This is a genomic window from Stenomitos frigidus ULC18, from assembly GCF_003003795.1.
In the GTDB taxonomy this organism is placed as follows: Bacteria; Cyanobacteriota; Cyanobacteriia; order Leptolyngbyales; family Leptolyngbyaceae; genus Stenomitos; species Stenomitos frigidus_A.
This window is the reverse complement of the sequence record NZ_PVWK01000081.1, coordinates 57,821-75,564: the sequence shown is the minus strand read 5'-3', so window position 1 is coordinate 75,564 and position 17,744 is coordinate 57,821. Positions and strand designations below refer to the sequence as shown.

Genomic DNA, 17,744 nt, shown 5'->3' with positions numbered 1-17,744 from the left:
CTCGCCACCGATGTGTTAACCGACAATGAATTGGGGCTCGACGGCACAGTTGGCTGTACATCTTTTTGGATGGTTGCAGCAGTTGCCTAGCGATCGGCCTTGAGTGACTGGGAGGTAGCCATTGCCAGAGCCTTGGCAGATTTAGTCGGCAGTGTATGCCGTTGGCGAGTCGTGCTGAGCGTGAGCTTGCCACCCCGTAAAGCGGCTTCGATCGCGTCGAGGGCGATCGGCGTGCGGGCCTTTCCTGGCAAATCTATTACAACCACATAGCCTGAAAAGCTCTGACCACCGATGGCTTGGAGAGCATTCAACAGTTTAGGCATATCGGCCTGAAGCAGTTGCCCTTGTTCGTTATACAGCTCCAAAGCCGACAGACAGCCAATGGTCGGATTCCAGTTGTAGATGTCAGGATTTCTGTCTTTGCCACTAAAGAAGTCAGGCGATTCGCCCGTACCGTGAATACGGAAGTACGATCGCCCACTTTTGCCAGCCCAGAAGCTTTCCTGAATCGCCCAGTAGTTCCGCCAGGAGGGTGGCAGCAAGCGTCTATAGTCTGCTAGTGTGCCTCTAAAGGCACCCGCTTTTCCGGGTACAAACTGTTTGGCACCCGGCTCAAAGGGTACAAACAGTTTGACTAATGGAAATTGACCATACGCTCTGAAAAACTCATCATCCGGCTGAGGCACCACACCTTCCATGCGGTAAATGCCCTGAGGCGTTTCACCACGAATGAAATTCCAGCTCAGGCCGTGGATCGATCGCAGCAGCAGTGGCACCGACCAAAGCTGGCCGTCTTGCTGGCGAACAAAGGCACCATTGCCATCTTTGAGCACCGTTTGACACAGCACATCTCGATCTTGCTGGCAGAGCACATACAGTTGTACCTGTTTGGGCGCGATCGTCCAATTGAGCAAGTCTCCCAGCGGTGGCACAGTACCAGGCGAGATTAACTCTGCCATTTCGCGTAGCGTTGTCTGCAACGAAACGTTCGCAGACCAGTTGGGAAACCGCGCTTTCACCCGCCCTACTAGTGCCTGGATTTGCTCTGGTGATAAGCCACCTCTGGCCAGGCCAGAGAGTGACATTGCCACCCATTCCGGATCAGGGCTGCGATCGATGGTTTGCTGAAACCGTTCTCCCAGGCTGACGTAACGATTGGGATCGCTCAAGTAAAGCTGTGTGCCAACCCGTACCGCCATATCGATCGTGCGTTTTTGCGCATCCGATAGCTTTGGGCGCAGAGCCATCGACAGTATTTGCTCAATCGTGCTGGCAACAAAGTCTTCCTGAGGCTGCACAACTGCCGTTGTCCAGAGCAGGTTTCGCCAGTATTTTTCGTTCTTGTTGGTGACAGGATAGCGATCGAGCGCAAAGTTTTCAGGACGAATTTGACGGCTTTGTTCCTGCCGTTGCTCAACCCTAAAAGCCGCTTTTGCTTGACTTTTTTCGCGATCGCTACCAGCCAACACTTGAGGTACGTCAGCGTTTGACTTCAGTGCTGGTCTCAGCGCCAAGCCACCAACCAGGAGCAGCAAACCCATGCCCCCAATTGTGCTGTAACGCCGAAGTGAATGATACTTAAACTGAGGTGAAAAACGTTTCATCAGAACCTACGAGTATCAAAAGAAACAGGGGGTAATGTCCCAAGAGTTCCCTAATTTCTAGCATTCATCAGCCGATAATCAAGAGATGTTCAAAATCTTAAAAAGATCGGAGACAAAATATCGCTAGATTGGCGTGTTATCAAAAATTTCTGTCGCGTTGGGGAACCTTGTTATAGCTTTGAAATTCTTCACAAACAGAGATGCCATGTTACCATCTTGATGGTTAGCGTGGCTCTATATGTGTCAGTTAGTCAGTTTCTCGGTGGTGGAGGAGAGTAATAGAAGTGCAAAACAGCATTTCGTCGGGTTCTTCAGGTGTACAAGCAGCGAACGCACACCTTGCGAACGCACAGCTACAACGCAGTCATCCCGAACCGATTCGGGTGGGCGTCATCGGAGTGGGCAACATGGGTCAACATCATACTCGCGTCTTGAGTATGTTGAAGGATGTTGAGTTGGTGGGCGTAGCCGATGTCAACGTCGAGCGTGGCATTGATACCGCTAGTAAATATCGAGTCCGTTTTTTTGAAGACTATCGCGATCTTTTGTTACATGTTGATGCCGTCTGCGTGGCTGTGCCAACGCGTCTGCACCATCAGGTTGGCATGACTTGCCTCCAGGCAGGTGTCCATGTGTTAATTGAAAAGCCGATCGCGGCTAGCATTGCCGAAGCCGAATCGTTGGTGAACGCAGCAGCCGAATCTCAATGCATCCTTCAAGTTGGTCACATTGAGCGCTTTAATCCGGCGTTTCAAGAACTGAATAAAATTCTCAAAGCTGAAGAACTACTGGCACTAGAAGCACATCGGATGAGCCCTTATGCCGATCGCGCTAACGATGTGTCTGTAGTGCTGGATTTGATGATTCATGACATTGATTTGATGCTAGAACTGGCAGCGTCACCCGTTGTGAAGCTGACTGCTAGCGGCAGTCGTGCCTCCGATTCTGGCTTTTTGGATTATGTGACCGCGACGCTGGGTTTTGCCAATGGCATCGTGGCAACGCTAACGTCCAGCAAAGTGACGCATCGCAAGATTCGACGCATTGCTGCTCACTGTAAAAACTCGCTGACTGAAGCCGATTTTCTCAACAATGAGATTTTGATTCATCGGCGTACGACTTCAAACTGCATGACCGATCACGGTCAGGTGCTTTATCGACAAGATGGACTGATCGAGAAGGTCTACACCAGCAACATCGAACCACTCAACGCCGAGTTGGAACATTTTGTTGGATGTGTCCGTGGTGGCAACCAGCCGTCCGTTGGCGGTGAGCAAGCGCTCAAAGCACTACGGCTTGCTAGCCTGATCGAACAAATGGCGCTCGATGGTCAGGTCTGGCAGCAAAAAGATGCACGGTTGAATGAGTGTGCTCAGGCTGTTGCGTAGGGCCTTGCCAGACACTCACCCACAGTCATTTTCCATGCCTATGGGTCTGAAAGTCTGGTTTTAACGCCATACTTTTAATCGCTTGAGAGGGTTCAATTCAATGAATTGAACCCTCTTTTTATGGTTCCAAACGCGGTTAGTGACGGTTTAACGCCTTGACTGGGGCTTTAAGCACATCGTGCAACCACTCAACTCGACGTTGGCGCTTGTGCACGAATCGGCAGCAACACCGTAAAGGTAGAGCCTTCGCCAGGTCTACTTTTAACTGATATCGAGCCACCACAATGAAGCAGTAATTGCTGGACGATCGTCAACCCCAACCCAGCGCCGCTAGCATCATCTAGCGAAGCCTGTCGAATGCGATAGAAGCGATCAAAAATCTTGGGCAATTCACCAGGAGCCATACCAACACCTGTATCGCGCACTTCCAGGTTTACATAGCTGCCTTGCTGCTTGGCGCGCACCCATACTTGTCCCCCAGTGGGGGTAAATTTGATACCGTTGTGCAGCAGGTTGATCACGATCTGCTTCAGCCAGTTACCCATGCAGGCGATCTCAGGTAAATCCTCCGGCACCTTGTGGGACAGCTTCACGCCCTTTTCTTCAGCCAGGGGTTGATAGGTACTCACCACCCCTGGCACAATATCGGACATCCGGATCGTCTCCAGAGCTGTTGGGCTCACCGCCTGATCCAGTTGCACTAGATCCAACAAGCTGGTGATCAGCGAGCTTTGACGATCGCACTCTTTGGCAATGAGATCCAGATAACGCTGACGTTGAGGTGGTTTGAGGCTGGGCGAGTTCAGCAACGAGAGTGCCGTCTTGATGGTGGTTAAGGGTGTGCGTAGTTCTTGTCCAACCGTATTGATAAAATCGGCTTTCGATCGCAGCGCGTTGAGCAACTCCTCTTTTTGAAGCTGCAGTATTTCTACCAGTTCCGCTTGCCGTCGATAAATTGCATTCCGTTGCAGCATCTCCTCTTGCCGCTGGATCTGTTTCATCAAGAGCTGCCCCCAGACGGCAGGGTCAGTCGCGCTAGTCGGCATTGTGCGGGTTAGCTGATTCCAGTGTGCGACGACATCAGGCAAGGCCAGCCGCGGCCGTGTCTCGTCGCCAATGGCGTCAGTCGGTGCTGCGGTGTTGGGCAAGGTGGCGCTGGTCATCAACACCTGCGTCAAGCCACTTAAGAGTCGTTCAACTAAGCTCCCATCAAACGACGAGAGTATCAACAAGTGCTGTCGTCGCTCCTGACCATCATCGATCGCCGCCCCTGCCAACGATACATCTGTTAACCCTGCAAGAGACTCTACAACATTATTTTCAGCCGCTTTCGCTAGTTGTGCAGAGCGTGGGCGGTGCGCGAGAATGCAGCCTCTAAAGTGAGCCGTCCACACCAGCAAAAAATACTCTCGCCGCAGATGGCTTTCAGGGGCCAGCAGAATTTCTAGCCATGCAGGGGGAGTCGCCTTAGATTGTTCCACCGCACGTGCCTCTGGCTCAGCAGTGGTAGTGGTGTCCACAAGTGTACGGCTCACAAGACTGGATTCATCAGCACTCTCCTCTCGATGATTTTTGAAGACATAAATGGCTCTTGGAATGCCTTCTAACGCACTATACCGTTCCAGTTCAGCTTGCCAAATCGCGCCTCTAGGCAGCTTTGCCCAAACGACGGCTGGCAACTCGCGATCGATAAGCAGCTCAATCAGACCACTAAACGCCGCTTTGAGCGTGACTGGGCTGACCTGAAGGATTGGGAGCGTCGGGTCAGCTTCGAGTGCCAACTCGTAAAGCGATTCATCTGAAGTGGGGGTTAGTGTCATTAGTCGTAAAGAGAAATAAAGCGGCAGATGCCAGCGCTTACCTGTAGTTTGTGCATCAACGTTGGGCACACACTAGCGCCCGCCGCGTCCCCTGTAAGTAAGCAGTATCACAAGGTAGGGTGGACTTTTCAGCCTTTATATAACAAGCAATCAGCAAAAACCAATGACCAACGTTGTTCCAAGTCAACCAGTTGTTCGGTATAGATTACTGACACCTTATCTATTCTGTACCTGCAGCCACTCGTTAGCGACAGCAGAAACATTGCTGGTGAAACGCATGGATTGATGGCTTGCTACAATTCGATACCCTTCCGAAGCAATTCTATCAAGCCCAAGCAAATGTGGCAGAGTGATCCCATCGCTAAGGACTGGTTTAAGCAGCCATTCACAGGTTGAGGTCAGCAGTCAACGCTTGACGTTTAGCTGATCATTGATTCGGAGGCTTTGGAGGATGCTGATCAGGGTTCAAAGCGGATTGCTCTAGTCAAAACACTGATGCTCCAGGCGTTTGAAAACCAAATGAGCGTTGATTGTTTAGAGTTCTAGCGTTTCACCTTGTGTAGGTTATTGTGCAGTCAACATGGTAGCGATCGCGGATGAAAGTCAAACAATCCAGGAAATTTTTAAGCATTGGGTTAACCGCTTTTTTAGTACTGGCCTCAGGCGGTTATTGGTATGTCTTTGTTGATGGTACCCCCCAGTTCGACGGCCCTGATGCCACGGCGGCAGAGCGCTCCACAAACCTGAGCTATACGCTGGAGCATTTTCAAAGTCAGGCGATGGGCATGACGCGCGCCTACGGAGTGATTTTGCCGCCTGGCTACAGGCAGCATCCACACCAGCGCTATCCAGTCATCTTTCTCTTGCACGGCGGGCATGGGCAGGCAACCGACTGGTACAAAAAAGCCGCCGCTTTGCCGGTCATTCAAGCGCTTTACGATCAGCGACAACTGCCACCATCGCTGATTATCACGCCAGATGGTAATGACGATCGTGGCTCTAGCGCACTGTGGGACCCGCAATACATTGATGGCAAGCACGGACATGTGCTGAGCGAAATCGGTGATGAGCTCGTTAATGAAGTGCGTCGTCGTTATCGCACCAAAACACAGCCACAATTCTGGGCGATCGGCGGGCTATCTTCGGGTGGGTGGGGTGCGCTCAATATTGGGCTGCATTATCCCCAACATTTCTCCGTACTGTTTAGCCACAGTGGGTATTTCGTGGACAAAAGTGGTCCGGTCAACAGCCCGATGGCATACGTTGTCAGCATGAGCCCGATGGAGCGCGATCGCCTACGCATTTATCTCGATGCTGGCAAAGGAGACAGACGCTTCTTGAGTCAATCGCGTCGGTTTCACAAACGGCTCGATCGCCTGGGCATTCCCAATGCGTTTCATGAATTTCCTGGCGGACACGGCCTTTACGGTGCAAACGCTGGCTGGAATTACTGGCACCGCCATTTGGCAGATTCGCTACTCTACGTTGGCGATCGCTTTAAAGAGGCTGACCTGGCACAACGAGCATCGAAATAGCACAGGCGGTCAAGCTACTCTGTGTTCACGTTCTCACTCACGTCTTGAAGTAGTAAATCGGCATTGCGGGAGCCGTCAGCTTGTACTAAAACTTTGTCGGTGTCGGCCTGCGCCGCGGTGTCACTACCATCGTCCAGGAGGGGAAGATTTTCAACCTCGGGTAATTGCTCGAGGGTGAGACGGGTTTGGCTGGAGCCGGAGAGCAGCTTCAACAGTTTTGGTTTGGGGTCGTACAACAGATACAGCAGTCGATCGCCCACTTGAAACACTTCCTCCGCTGGAACGACCTGTAAGCAGCCCTGGCGTTCGAGCAGCATTGGCAGCAGCGTACCAGACTCGATGAGCGATCGCAGATGTACCTGTTGCGGGTCGATAGCCTCTTGCAAAACCGTTTCTCCCAGTTTCACAGCGCGATCACTGATGTGCTGGTTCCAGGTTTTGAGCGTCATTTGTGACGCAAAGGCTTGCTGAATCTTGGGTTCACCCGTCGTCGATCGGCCATTGGTGCTGACTTGTGGGTCACGCGGAAAGATCGCTAAAACACGAGGTGGACGAAATTCTTCCGCTGCTTGTCGGGCAACAACGAGATTGACTTCACCATTATTGGTCATCGCCAAAAATGTCCCCACACGGCTGAGCCCTGCTTCTTCCAGCACTTCGGCATCAAGAGCGCTACTGATAAAAATGCGGTGTTTTTCCTGTTCTGCTTGCTGACGCGCTTCAGCCGCCGTATCAATCAGCGTGACGGGCTCATCGCGCTCTACAAAGAGGCGAGCGATCAGCAGGCTCAGGGGATTACAGCCGACAATCACGGCTCCAGTTGCTTCGTTGGACGTTACTTGCAGCAGATTGGCCGCCCATTGTGCAGTGAGTGCCTGCAAGAACACCGTCAGCATAATCGTCAGAAACACCAGCGCTTTAATCGAATCGCCACCGTTGATACCGCGCTGAGTCAGCGAAATGGCAAAGAGCGAGGCGATCGACGCTGAAACGATTCCCCTTGGTCCAATCCAGCAGACAAACAGCTTTTGCCGCCAATTTAAGCCGCTATTCCAGGTGCAGCACCAGACGTTGAGCGGACGCACGATGAACATCAGGCTGAGCACCGTCAAAACGCCACCCCAACCCAGTGCAATCACACCCGCGATCGACAAATCCGCCGCCAACAGCACAAACAGCACCGATACCGCCAGAATGGTTAGCTGACCTTTGAAGCGTTTCAACAGCCGTTCTTCTGGCACTGACGAGGCTCTCAGCACAATGCCTGCCGCCACCGTCGCCATCAGACCAGACTCACTTTGAATCGTTTGTGCCGCCCCAAAAAGTCCCCATAGCCCTGCCAGTACAATCAGGGCTTTTAGATCGTCCGAAAGAAAGCGTGCTTGTTTGAGGATGAGCCCCAGTAACCAACCGCCGATCGTGCCAATGCTGCCGCCAATGCCCAGCCGAATCACCAGGCCACTCGCAATCCGGAGCGGATCAGCCTCACCATTCAGCAGAATGTTTAAAACAACGACTGCCAGAATGGCACCCACTGGATCAATCAACACGCCCTCGCCTTCCAGCAGTGCGGCAACCTGACGATCGACCTTCACCTGTCGCAGCAGCGGATTGATCACGGTCGGCCCTGTCACCACGACCAGCGAACCATACAGAAAGGCGATCGCCCAGGGAAACTCGCTGAGCCAGTGCGCTGCCATACCAGCACCCAACAGCGTAATCAGGGTGCCGATCGTGACCAGATTACGCAGGCTACCTGACACTCTGCCCAGTTCGCGCAATTCCAGGTTGAAGCCACCTTCAAACAGAATGACTGCCACCAGCAGAGACACAATCACGTCTAACCCAATGCCAAGGCGATCGGGAGACAGCAGCCCAAACGCACTGGGTCCCAGCAAAATGCCAAATAGCAATAAAAAAACAATGCCAGGAAGTTTAAGAAACTCTGCCAGCACCTGCGCTCCAATCCCTGCCATGACCGTCAAAATGATTTGCAGCGTGATGTCTAGCGACGGTTCCATACACGTGATCGCGGCATTCGGGCAAGTGCTAATGCTTCATTGTACTGGTGTGTAGAGTGCCTAAAAGCGCAGCGATCGCACTCAAACCCTTCTTGACCTTGAGCGCATCAGCGATCGACTCCCGCCAGACGGTTGCTGGAGGATTGCCAATCAGGCACGCTGAGTTTGCCACTAAACTGAAGAAAACCAGAACTCCAACCCTTCATGGTTACCCTCCAACTGAACCAACTTAGCGTGCCTCCAGGTCAGCGCTTGCTGCTGCGCGATATTAGCTGGCAAGCGTTTGAAGACATTCTGGCAGAATTGGGCGACCACCGAGCCTCACGCCTAGCCTATAGCAACGGAACTCTAGAAATCAGGATGCCGCTACCCGAACATGAGAAAGCCAAAGTGATCATTGGCGATTTGCTGAAAGCACTCCTGGATGAGTTAGATATGGACTGGGAGTCATTTGGCTCCACAACCTTCAAACGGCAGGATATGGGCTACGGCATTGAGCCAGATGACTGTTTTTACATCCAAAATCAAGCACAAATGATTGGCAAAAAGCGCCTGGATTTGTCGATCGACCCACCTCCCGACCTCGCTATTGAAGTCGATGTCACCTCTAAAACACAAGTGAGTGCTTACGAAGCCTTGGGCGTACCAGAAATTTGGCGCTATGACGATGGCAAGTTACAAATTAATGTGCTGCGCGGTGGTGCCTATGTTGAATCAGCCACTAGTCCAACCTTTCCGATGCTCCCACTGACTGATGCTCTGATCCAATTCCTGGACGTGAGCAGTACAGAGGGAACGCGACCGGCTCTACGTGCATTTCGGAAGTGGGTGAGAGAGCAAACCGATCGATGAGTTTAGCGATGCTTCGCAAACGTACCGCGATCGCCCTCAGCCTCTTTCTGCTCATTCAACTCCTGTGGCGTGCGCCTGTTGTACTGGCACAACCACTAGCAACCGAACCGTTCAAAACATTTACTGATGTCTGCTTGCAGCGCAAAAGCCTTCCTGCTGTCACCAGGCAAACGATCGTCGCGCTATTGCAGAAAGCACAGACCTCTAGCTGCCTTCAGGCAAACCAAACCCTTTCTCGACTGACATCACTAGAGCTAAACGATCGCCATCTGGTTGACCTTAGCCCACTGCGCTCACTCACCCGTCTCACTGTTCTGAGGCTAGATCAAAACCAAATCATAGATCTCAGTCCTTTGAGTGCACTCACTAACCTAACCCAACTATATCTGAATGAAAATCGAGTGGCCGATCTTCGCCCGCTGCGATCGCTGAGCAACCTCACTGCACTCTTTCTGATCAGAAACCGTGTTACCGATCTGGAACCGCTCCAGTCACTCACTGACCTTACAGACCTGTTTTTGATCAGCAATCGGATTGATGACCTTAGCCCGTTGCGATCGCTTACCAGTCTGACCACGCTGCTCTTGAGTGATAATCGCATCAGTAATCTCAGTGCTTTAGAGTCTCTGCGCTATCTCATCGTTCTTGGCCTGCGCCGCAATCGTATTAGCGATCTCAGTCCTCTCAGCACACTGACCCGATTGATCGAACTCAATCTTGGCGAGAACGAAATTACTAATCTGGAAGCGCTGAGATCACTCACGCACTTAACCAAACTCGTTCTCAGCGATAACCAAATTGATGACCTGAAACCGCTACGATCGCTCCAACGATTGATTACGCTAAATCTCCGTCGCAATGACATCGTTGATCTACAGCCGCTCAGTTCACTGACATCTTTAAGCGAATTGAACCTGAACGGCAATCGTCTTGCTGATCTCAGTCCATTGCGATCGCTCACCAATCTGACTGATCTCAATCTCAGCGTGAACCAAATTGCTGAGGTAAGTGCACTGCGATCGCTCACCAAGTTGACGAATCTAGCACTCAATCGCAATCAAATCACTGACCTTAGCCCACTCCAAGCACTGGCTAAATTACAAAAACTCGCTCTGGCTGACAATGCTATGGTCAAGCCGGTTTGTCCCCTTGCATCAGAGTCCATCTGTCATTTTTAAGCTGCGGCTACAAACTCAGTACCGCAAGCTCAAGGCTATGTGTGCTGCACTACTAAAACGCGATCGCTTTCTGTAGTTGTTCTAAAGGAAATGCCAATCTTCTCATGCCTTCCTAAGATAGAAGGTGGAATCACAACGCATAATGATGCGGAATCATTCCGACACAGCTCGGCTATCAGGAGGTTAACCAATGGTCGAAGCCTACGAATCGCTCGATTACGATTCTTTGGACTATGAATACGCACTCGATCGTGACTGCACCACACTTTCTCGTCACGTTCTGCAGCAGCTTCAAAGTTTCTCGGCCGACGCACAAGACTTGAGCGCGATCATGAGTCGGATTGCCTTGGCGGGTAAGCTGATTGCTCGTCGCTTGAGCCGCGCCGACTTGATGGAAGGCGCGTTGGGCTTTACGGGCAGTGAGAATGTGCAGGGTGAGTCGGTCAAGAAGATGGATATCTACGCCAACGAGGTGTTTATTTCTGTCTTCAAGCAAAGCGGCCTGGTCTGCCGTCTCGCTTCAGAAGAAATGGAGAAGCCTTACTACATTCCCGAAAACTGTCCGGTAGGGCGCTATACGCTGCTATATGACCCGATCGACGGTTCTTCGAATGTAGATATCAACATTAACGTTGGCTCCATTTTTGCCGTGCGCCAGCAGGAAGGAGACGATCTTGATGGTGAGGCGCGCGATTTGCTACAGAACGGGCGCAAGCTGATTGCAGCAGGCTACATTCTCTACGGCCCCAGCACCATGCTGATCTATTCGATCGGCAAAGGGGTGCATGCGTTCACGCTTGATCCCAGCCTGGGTGAGTTTATTCTCTCTAGCGAAAACATTCAAATGCCAGCGCATGGTCCCATTTACAGCGCCAACGAGGGCAACTTCTGGCAATGGGATGAGTCAATCCGCGATTACATTCGTTACGTTCATCGTCATGAGGGTTATACCGCCCGTTACAGCGGTGCGCTAGTGGGTGACTTCCATCGCATTCTGTTTCAGGGTGGTGTGTTTCTCTACCCCGGTACAGTCAAAAAGCCAGAGGGCAAGCTGCGGCTGCTTTACGAGACGGCTCCGCTGGCATTTTTGGCAGAACAAGCTGGCGGTAGAGCGAGCACTGGCACTCAGGACATCCTGGATGCAGTGCCCGCTAAGCTCCACGCCCGAACGCCCCTCATCATCGGCAGTAAAGAAGATGTGGCGTTGGTGGAGTCGTTTATCAAAGAGCGATCGCGACAGGCGATCGCCGCCCATTGACAAGTAGTTTTTGGTTTTTAGTTGTTAGTTGTTAGACAAGACGTTGGCGCTGATGGCTAGAAACTTAGTTTTAGGAGAAAGTACGATGACTGCAACCAATCATCTGTTTGAGATTAAAGAGTTTGGTCAGAGCATTTGGATGGACAATCTGGCGCGGGATTTGATTAAATCTGGCGACCTGGAAAAATTCATTGAGACGCGTGGACTGCGTGGGATCACGTCCAATCCGGCGATTTTTGAGAAGGCGATCGCGGGTAATGTGATGTACGATGCCGACATTGAAGCGGGGATCAAAGCCAAAAAGTCCACACTAGAGATTTACGAATCGCTCGTGTTTGACGACATTCGCGATGCCTGCGACATTTTCAAGCCGATCTATGACGAGTCTGGCGGTTTAGACGGCTACATCAGCATTGAAGTGCCGCCTGACATCGCTGATGACACCGAAAAAACGATTTCGGAAGCCCGTCGCTACTACAACGCGATCGGCAAAGAAAACGTGATGATCAAAATTCCTGGCACCTCGAAAGGCATTCCTGCCGTTGAGCAGGTGATCAGCGAAGGGATAAACGTTAACGTGACGCTGCTGTTCTCAGTAACTAGCTATGTCGAGACCTTCTGGGCCTACATTCGAGGCTTAGAGAAGCGCGTGGCCGAAGGCAAAGACATCAGCAAAATCGCCTCGGTTGCCAGCTTTTTCCTCAGCCGCATTGATTCCAATATCGACGGCAAAATCGACGAGAAGATCAAAGCAGGTGTACCCGACCAGAACATTCGCGATCGCATGGTCGCAATCAAAGGAAAAGTAGCGATCGCTAACGCAAAGATTGCCTACCAGGAGTATAAGAAGATCATTCAGAGCGATCGCTGGAAAGCCCTGAGTGCCAAAGGTGCAAACGTGCAACGCCTGCTCTGGGCAAGTACGGGCACCAAAAACCCCGATTACAGTGATGTGATGTATGTCGATGAACTGATTGGTTCTGATACGGTAAACACATTGCCACCGGCCACGATCGAGGCTTGTGCTGACCACTGCAATGTGGCTGACCGCATCGAAACAGGCGTTGAGGAGTCTTACAACCTGATCGAAACCCTCAAAGACCCCGACATCAACATCAACCTGGATACCGTGATGGACGAACTCCTCGTTGACGGCATCGACAAATTCATCAAGCCCTACCAGTCGTTGATGCAATCCCTCGAAGACAAAGTAAACCGCCTTGCTGCTGTTTAGTTGTTGGTTTTTGGTTGTTAGTTGTTAGGGTTTCCATCCAACAACTAACAACTAACAACTTTTCCAGTCAGCTTCTCAACTCCTACACAACCTAACTGCCCCTGCTTATGGTTACTCTGCTCGAAAACCCCCTTCGCGTTGGTCTACAACAGGATCGCATTCCCGAACCGCAGATTCTCATTATCTTTGGTGCGTCTGGTGATTTGACCCAGCGCAAGCTCGTCCCCGCCATCTACCAGATGAAGCGAGAGCGTCGGTTACCGCCTGAGTTAACAATTGTCGGCGTGGCTCGTCGTGATTGGAGTCATGACTATTTCCGCGAACACATGCGCGAAGGCGTCGAGGAATTTGGTGGTGGTTTAGGTGCTCAGGCAATTTGGGACGATTTTGCTAAAGGGCTGTTTTATCATCCTGGTGATTTGGACAATCAGGATGATTACCAAAAACTGAAAGCGTTTCTGGCAGAACTGGATCAACAGCGCGGCACCCGTGGCAATCGTGTCTTTTACTTATCGGTAGCACCCAAATTCTTTGCAGAAGCCATTCAGCAGCTAGGCGCGGCTGGGATGATTGAAGACCCCAAGAAACAGCGACTCGTCATCGAAAAGCCGTTCGGTCGCGATTTGGCTTCGGCTCAGACGCTCAACCGGGTCGTCCAGAAGGTGTGCGATGAGCAGCAAGTCTACCGGATTGACCACTACCTGGGCAAAGAGACGGTACAAAACCTGATGGTGTTCCGCTTTGCGAACGCTATTTTTGAACCCCTATGGAACCGGCAATTTGTCGATCACGTTCAAATCACGGTGGCGGAAACCGTTGGCTTGGAAGGTCGTGCAGGCTACTACGAAACGGCTGGCGCACTGCGCGACATGGTGCAAAACCACCTGATGCAGTTGTTTTGCTTAACCGCAATGGAAGCGCCAAACTCTCTAGAAGCAAACAGCATTCGCAACGAAAAAACGAAAGTGCTGCAAGCGACTCACCTGGCTGATTTGGAAATGCTGGGCAATTCTGCCGTTCGCGGTCAGTACATTGAAGGCTGGATGAAAGGCAAAGCCGTGCCAGCGTATCGCCAGGAGGAAGGTGCCGCACCCGAATCGACGACTCCTACCTACGCGGCTTTGAAGCTGACGATCGACAACTGGCGCTGGAAAGGCGTACCCTTCTACCTGCGAACAGGCAAGCGGATGCCCAAAAAGATCTCTGAGATCGCGATTCAGTTCAAAGAAGTGCCGTTTTTGATGTTCCAGTCGGCAGCCAAGCAAGCAAACCCAAACATCCTGACAATGCGAATTCAGCCGAATGAAGGCATTGCCCTGCGCTTTGAGGTCAAAACGCCTGGGACATCGTTGAGAACGCGATCGGTCGATATGGATTTCCGCTACGACACTGCCTTTGGGCAGGCAAACACCGATGCGTACAGCCGACTGCTAGTAGACTGCATGTTAGGCGACCAGACCCTGTTTACACGCGGCGATGAAGTTGAGGCCTCCTGGCGGATTTTGACGCCCCTCCTCAATGTGTGGGATGCACCCGCGCCTCCTGAAACGATTCCACTGTATGAAGCCGGAACATGGGGACCTGTAGAGTCGGAACTATTGCTCAACCGGGATGCGCGGAACTGGAGAAGGCTGTAGGGAAAGGATGCAAGGATGAAGGCTAAAGGCTAAGAAGTTTTGAGTTTTGAGTAGCGCTTTGCGCCGCTACGCTAGAGAGTTTTGAGTTGGAAGAGAGGAGTGAGAAGGGTTTTGAGTTTTGAGTTTAGAGCAAGCTTCCGCCTCCCTTATCTCCTCTGCCTTTTTCTAACCACTAATCACTAACACACTAATCACCAACCACTGATTATGACGACCACTCCACTTGTTGCCCTTCAACGCCCCAAAGATATTTCTCTCGATGAAATTGAGGCGGAACTGAGTGCCATCTGGCATAGTCAGAGTGCTGATGCTCCGCATCAAGGTGCCACCAGAGCCTCGACGTTTAGTATGGTGGTCTATGAACCAGAAGAGTTTCAGCAATTGCTGGCAGCACTGGGGTTTTACGAAGGTCCGATCGATGGCATTCACGGACCAATGACGAAAGCGGCTGTGCAGGATGCGCAAAAGTCTTATGGATTGTCCATTACAGGTCGTGTTGATCCGCTCACGCTGGCAAAACTGCGCGAGGAGTTTGCTAAAAAGCCGAGCGATCGCATTAAGTTCTCCAATCCAAATGTGCGGGGTTTTAGCATCAGTGACGCGATTGCGGTGCAAAATCCTGGTCGCATCATCACTCTTTGTCCCATGCTGGGTGCCGATCAGGGCGTAACGGCTCAGGTTTCCGCCTATTGTCCTGTGCAGCAAGGCAGCGGCGGTTCTCTCATTTGCTGTGAGTACATTACCTTGAGGGGCACAAAAGCAGCCTTAGAGCGGGTCGGTGACCTGGTTGCCTCGCTGATGATTCACGATCTACCAAAGTTTGTCTGGTGGAAAGCAACCCCTAACCCCGATCAGGCGCTCTTCAAAGTCTTGGCTGAGTCGTGTAACTGCTTGATTTTGGATTCTTGCTACTTTAGCGATCCAGAATCTGAGTTTCTCAAGATTCAGGAACTAATCGGTGAAGATACCTACATCGCTGACCTCAATTGGCATCGCCTGCAACCCTGGCAGGAGCTAATGGCAGCCGCGTTTGACCCGCCTGAGCGCCGCGCTTCCCTGATTGAAGCTGATCAGCTTTCGATCGACTACGAAAAAGGCAATACCGCGCAGGCATTTTTGTACTTAGGCTGGATCGCCAGTCGGCTCGATTGGCAGCCGATCGCCCTCAAAGAAACCGGTGGCGACTATGACCTCAAATACATCACCTTTAAGGGCGCTAATCAACGCGAAATCACTGCCGAGTTAGCCGCCATTCCAACGGCAGATTGGGGCGAAATCCTGGGCGATTTAGTGGGTATTCGCATCACATCGACCAATTTGCAGGCAAACTGCTGCACCATCCTCTGCTCCGAAACAACGGGCTGTATGCGGATGGAAGCGGGCGGTAGCGCTCAAGCGTGTCAGACGGAAGTCGTTTCGTCGCTGTCTGACCAGAAGGCTGAGTTTCTGTTGAGCCAGCAGTTGCAACGCTGGGGACATGATGTGCTGTACGAAGAAAGTCTGGCAGTGGTCGCTAAAATCTTGCAGCTACATGGTTAGTGGTTAGTTGTTAGTGGTTGGTTGTTAGCTTTAGACTCTAACAACTAACCACTAATCATTACTCAGATGGGGCTAATCGTTGCAGGCGAACGGAGTGGAGTCGGCAAGACAACTGTCACGCTGGCGTTGCTAGCTTATTTAAAGCGACAGGATCGACAGGTGCAATCGTTCAAGGTTGGGCCTGATTATATCGATCCGATGTTTCATCGGTATGTAACTGGGCGAGTTTGCCGCAACCTCGACCCCATGCTGACCTCAGAAGCATACGTGCAGCAATGCTTCGATCGCCATGCTCAAACTGCCACCCATGCCCTTGTTGAAGGGGTAATGGGTTTGTTTGACGGTGCCTCAGGGCAGGCAGGGTTTGCTAGCACAGCCCACATTGCTCGACTGCTGGATCTGCCTATCCTATTGGTGCTGAATTGCAGCGGCATGTCGGACTCGATCGCAGCCTTAGTGCATGGCTACCGATCGTTCGATCCACGTCTCAAAGTCGCTGGCGTAGTGCTTAATCGCGTCAGCAGCGATCGCCATCTGTCACTCCTCAAGTCGGCTATAGAACCGCTCAACATCCCTATTCTGGGTGTGCTCCGTCGTCAGGATGCAATTACCATCCCCGATCGGCACCTTGGCTTAGTACCAACTGCCGAACTCGCAAACCTGAACGCTGTCGTTGATCAACTGGCTCACCTGGGAGAGACGTGCTTTGATTGGGCGCAGTTGATGCCGTTGTTGGAGAGTCAGCGATCAGCGGTCAGTGGTGAGCAGTCAGCGGTCAGCGGTCAGCGGTCAGCGGTTAGCGGTCAGCAGTCAGCGGTCAGCGTAGTGCAAAGCGGAAGCAAGCTACAGCAGTCAGCAATCAACGATCAAAATTCAAAACTCACTAGCGTAGCGGCGCAAAGCGCTACTCAAAACTCAAAGTTATTCCTACCCTTCGGGAAGCCAAAGCTACGGAGTCGCTACGCGTTTCTTGAATGCCGAAGGCTATACAAAACTCTCTCTACCCCCGCCCCCCGCATCGCGATCGCCCAGGATTCTGCCTTCAGCTTCTACTACGCCGACAACCTGGATTTGCTTGAAGCGTTGGGAGCCGAACTTGTTGTCTGGAGTCCGATGAGCGATCGGGCTCTACCAGACGGTATTCAAGGACTTTACTTCGGCGGCGGTTTTCCGGAAGTGTTTGCAGAGCAACTGGCAGCAAACGACTCTGCACGAATGGCTGTGCGATCGGCCATTTGCTCAGGTATACCAACCTATGCCGAGTGTGGTGGGCTGATGTATTTGTGCGAGCAAATCACCAATTTTGAGGGGCAGTCTTTTCCAATGGTCGGTGTGTTGCCGACAACGGCAATCATGGGCAAGGGACTGATGCTGGGCTATCGACGCGCGATCGCCCTTCAAGACAGCCCCATCCTACAAAAAGGAGCCGAAATCTACGGTCACGAATTCCACCGCTCTCATCTCACCCAAGAATCGCCCTTTCCCCTCTTTTCCCTACACCCCACACCCCATACCCCACACCCCACTCCTCACTCCTCACTCCCCACTCCCGAAGGCTGGCATCTCCCCAACCTCCACGCGTCTTACGTCCACCTTCATTGGGGCACACAACCCGACATTCCCGATCGCTTCTTGAAGCAGTGTGTCGCCCATGCGTACGCTCTGACTCGAACGTGAG

The 17,744-nt window shown here is 52.0% G+C and carries 13 protein-coding genes; 9 read left to right on the top strand and 4 right to left on the bottom strand.

Features of this window, described 5'->3' with window-relative positions; all coding sequences use genetic code 11:
- Positions 1-86: 86 nt before the first annotated feature.
- Positions 87-1,604 carry a hypothetical protein gene (locus tag C7B82_RS14080; protein ID WP_146141153.1) on the bottom strand — a complete coding sequence of 506 codons (1,518 nt, stop codon included), beginning with the start codon at positions 1,602-1,604 and terminating at the stop codon, positions 87-89.
- 284 nt (positions 1,605-1,888) lie between these two features.
- Between C7B82_RS14080 and C7B82_RS14075 the strand changes: the two genes are divergently transcribed.
- Complete coding sequence (locus C7B82_RS14075) at positions 1,889-2,992, top strand: Gfo/Idh/MocA family oxidoreductase (protein WP_425443606.1); 1,104 nt, start codon at positions 1,889-1,891, stop codon at positions 2,990-2,992.
- 188 nt (positions 2,993-3,180) lie between these two features.
- Here the strand turns inward: C7B82_RS14075 and C7B82_RS14070 are convergent, their stop codons facing one another.
- Positions 3,181-4,812 carry an ATP-binding protein gene (locus tag C7B82_RS14070; RefSeq protein ID WP_106256917.1) on the bottom strand — a complete coding sequence of 544 codons (1,632 nt, stop codon included), beginning with the start codon at positions 4,810-4,812 and terminating at the stop codon, positions 3,181-3,183.
- 596 nt (positions 4,813-5,408) lie between these two features.
- Between C7B82_RS14070 and C7B82_RS14065 the strand changes: the two genes are divergently transcribed.
- Positions 5,409-6,347 carry an alpha/beta hydrolase gene (locus tag C7B82_RS14065; protein ID WP_106256916.1) on the top strand — a complete coding sequence of 313 codons (939 nt, stop codon included), beginning with the start codon at positions 5,409-5,411 and terminating at the stop codon, positions 6,345-6,347.
- A 14-nt stretch (positions 6,348-6,361) separates the two neighbouring features.
- Here C7B82_RS14065 and C7B82_RS14060 read toward each other — a convergent pair whose 3' ends face one another.
- Positions 6,362-8,368, bottom strand: coding sequence for a cation:proton antiporter (locus tag C7B82_RS14060; protein WP_106256915.1), 2,007 nt, complete (start codon positions 8,366-8,368; stop codon positions 6,362-6,364).
- Between the two features lie 28 nt (positions 8,369-8,396).
- Positions 8,397-8,540 carry a hypothetical protein gene (locus C7B82_RS32315; RefSeq protein ID WP_181357493.1) on the bottom strand — a complete coding sequence of 48 codons (144 nt, stop codon included), beginning with the start codon at positions 8,538-8,540 and terminating at the stop codon, positions 8,397-8,399.
- A 32-nt stretch (positions 8,541-8,572) separates the two neighbouring features.
- Here C7B82_RS32315 and C7B82_RS14055 point away from each other — a divergent pair, with 32 nt between their 5' ends.
- From C7B82_RS14055 to C7B82_RS14025, 7 genes are all read left to right on the top strand, one after another.
- On the top strand, positions 8,573-9,220 hold the full coding sequence (locus C7B82_RS14055; RefSeq protein ID WP_106256914.1) for a Uma2 family endonuclease: 648 nt from the start codon (positions 8,573-8,575) through the stop codon (positions 9,218-9,220).
- Positions 9,221-9,228: 8 nt separating this feature from the next.
- Complete coding sequence (locus C7B82_RS14050) at positions 9,229-10,398, top strand: leucine-rich repeat domain-containing protein (RefSeq protein WP_181357492.1); 1,170 nt, start codon at positions 9,229-9,231, stop codon at positions 10,396-10,398.
- Positions 10,399-10,588: 190 nt separating this feature from the next.
- On the top strand, positions 10,589-11,656 hold the full coding sequence (fbp, locus tag C7B82_RS14045) for a class 1 fructose-bisphosphatase (protein WP_106256912.1): 1,068 nt from the start codon (positions 10,589-10,591) through the stop codon (positions 11,654-11,656).
- Positions 11,657-11,741: 85 nt separating this feature from the next.
- Positions 11,742-12,890: a transaldolase gene (tal, locus tag C7B82_RS14040; protein WP_106256911.1), complete on the top strand. Its 1,149-nt coding sequence runs from the start codon at positions 11,742-11,744 to the stop codon at positions 12,888-12,890.
- A gap of 107 nt (positions 12,891-12,997) precedes the next feature.
- Positions 12,998-14,527, top strand: coding sequence for a glucose-6-phosphate dehydrogenase (gene zwf / locus C7B82_RS14035; protein ID WP_106256910.1), 1,530 nt, complete (start codon positions 12,998-13,000; stop codon positions 14,525-14,527).
- Between the two features lie 207 nt (positions 14,528-14,734).
- A complete protein-coding gene (gene opcA, locus C7B82_RS14030) occupies positions 14,735-16,066 on the top strand; it encodes a glucose-6-phosphate dehydrogenase assembly protein OpcA (RefSeq protein ID WP_106256909.1) in 1,332 nt (443 codons plus the stop codon).
- Between the two features lie 66 nt (positions 16,067-16,132).
- On the top strand, positions 16,133-17,743 hold the full coding sequence (locus C7B82_RS14025; protein ID WP_106256908.1) for a cobyrinic acid a,c-diamide synthase CobB: 1,611 nt from the start codon (positions 16,133-16,135) through the stop codon (positions 17,741-17,743).
- The last annotated feature ends 1 nt before the right edge of the window (position 17,744 follow it).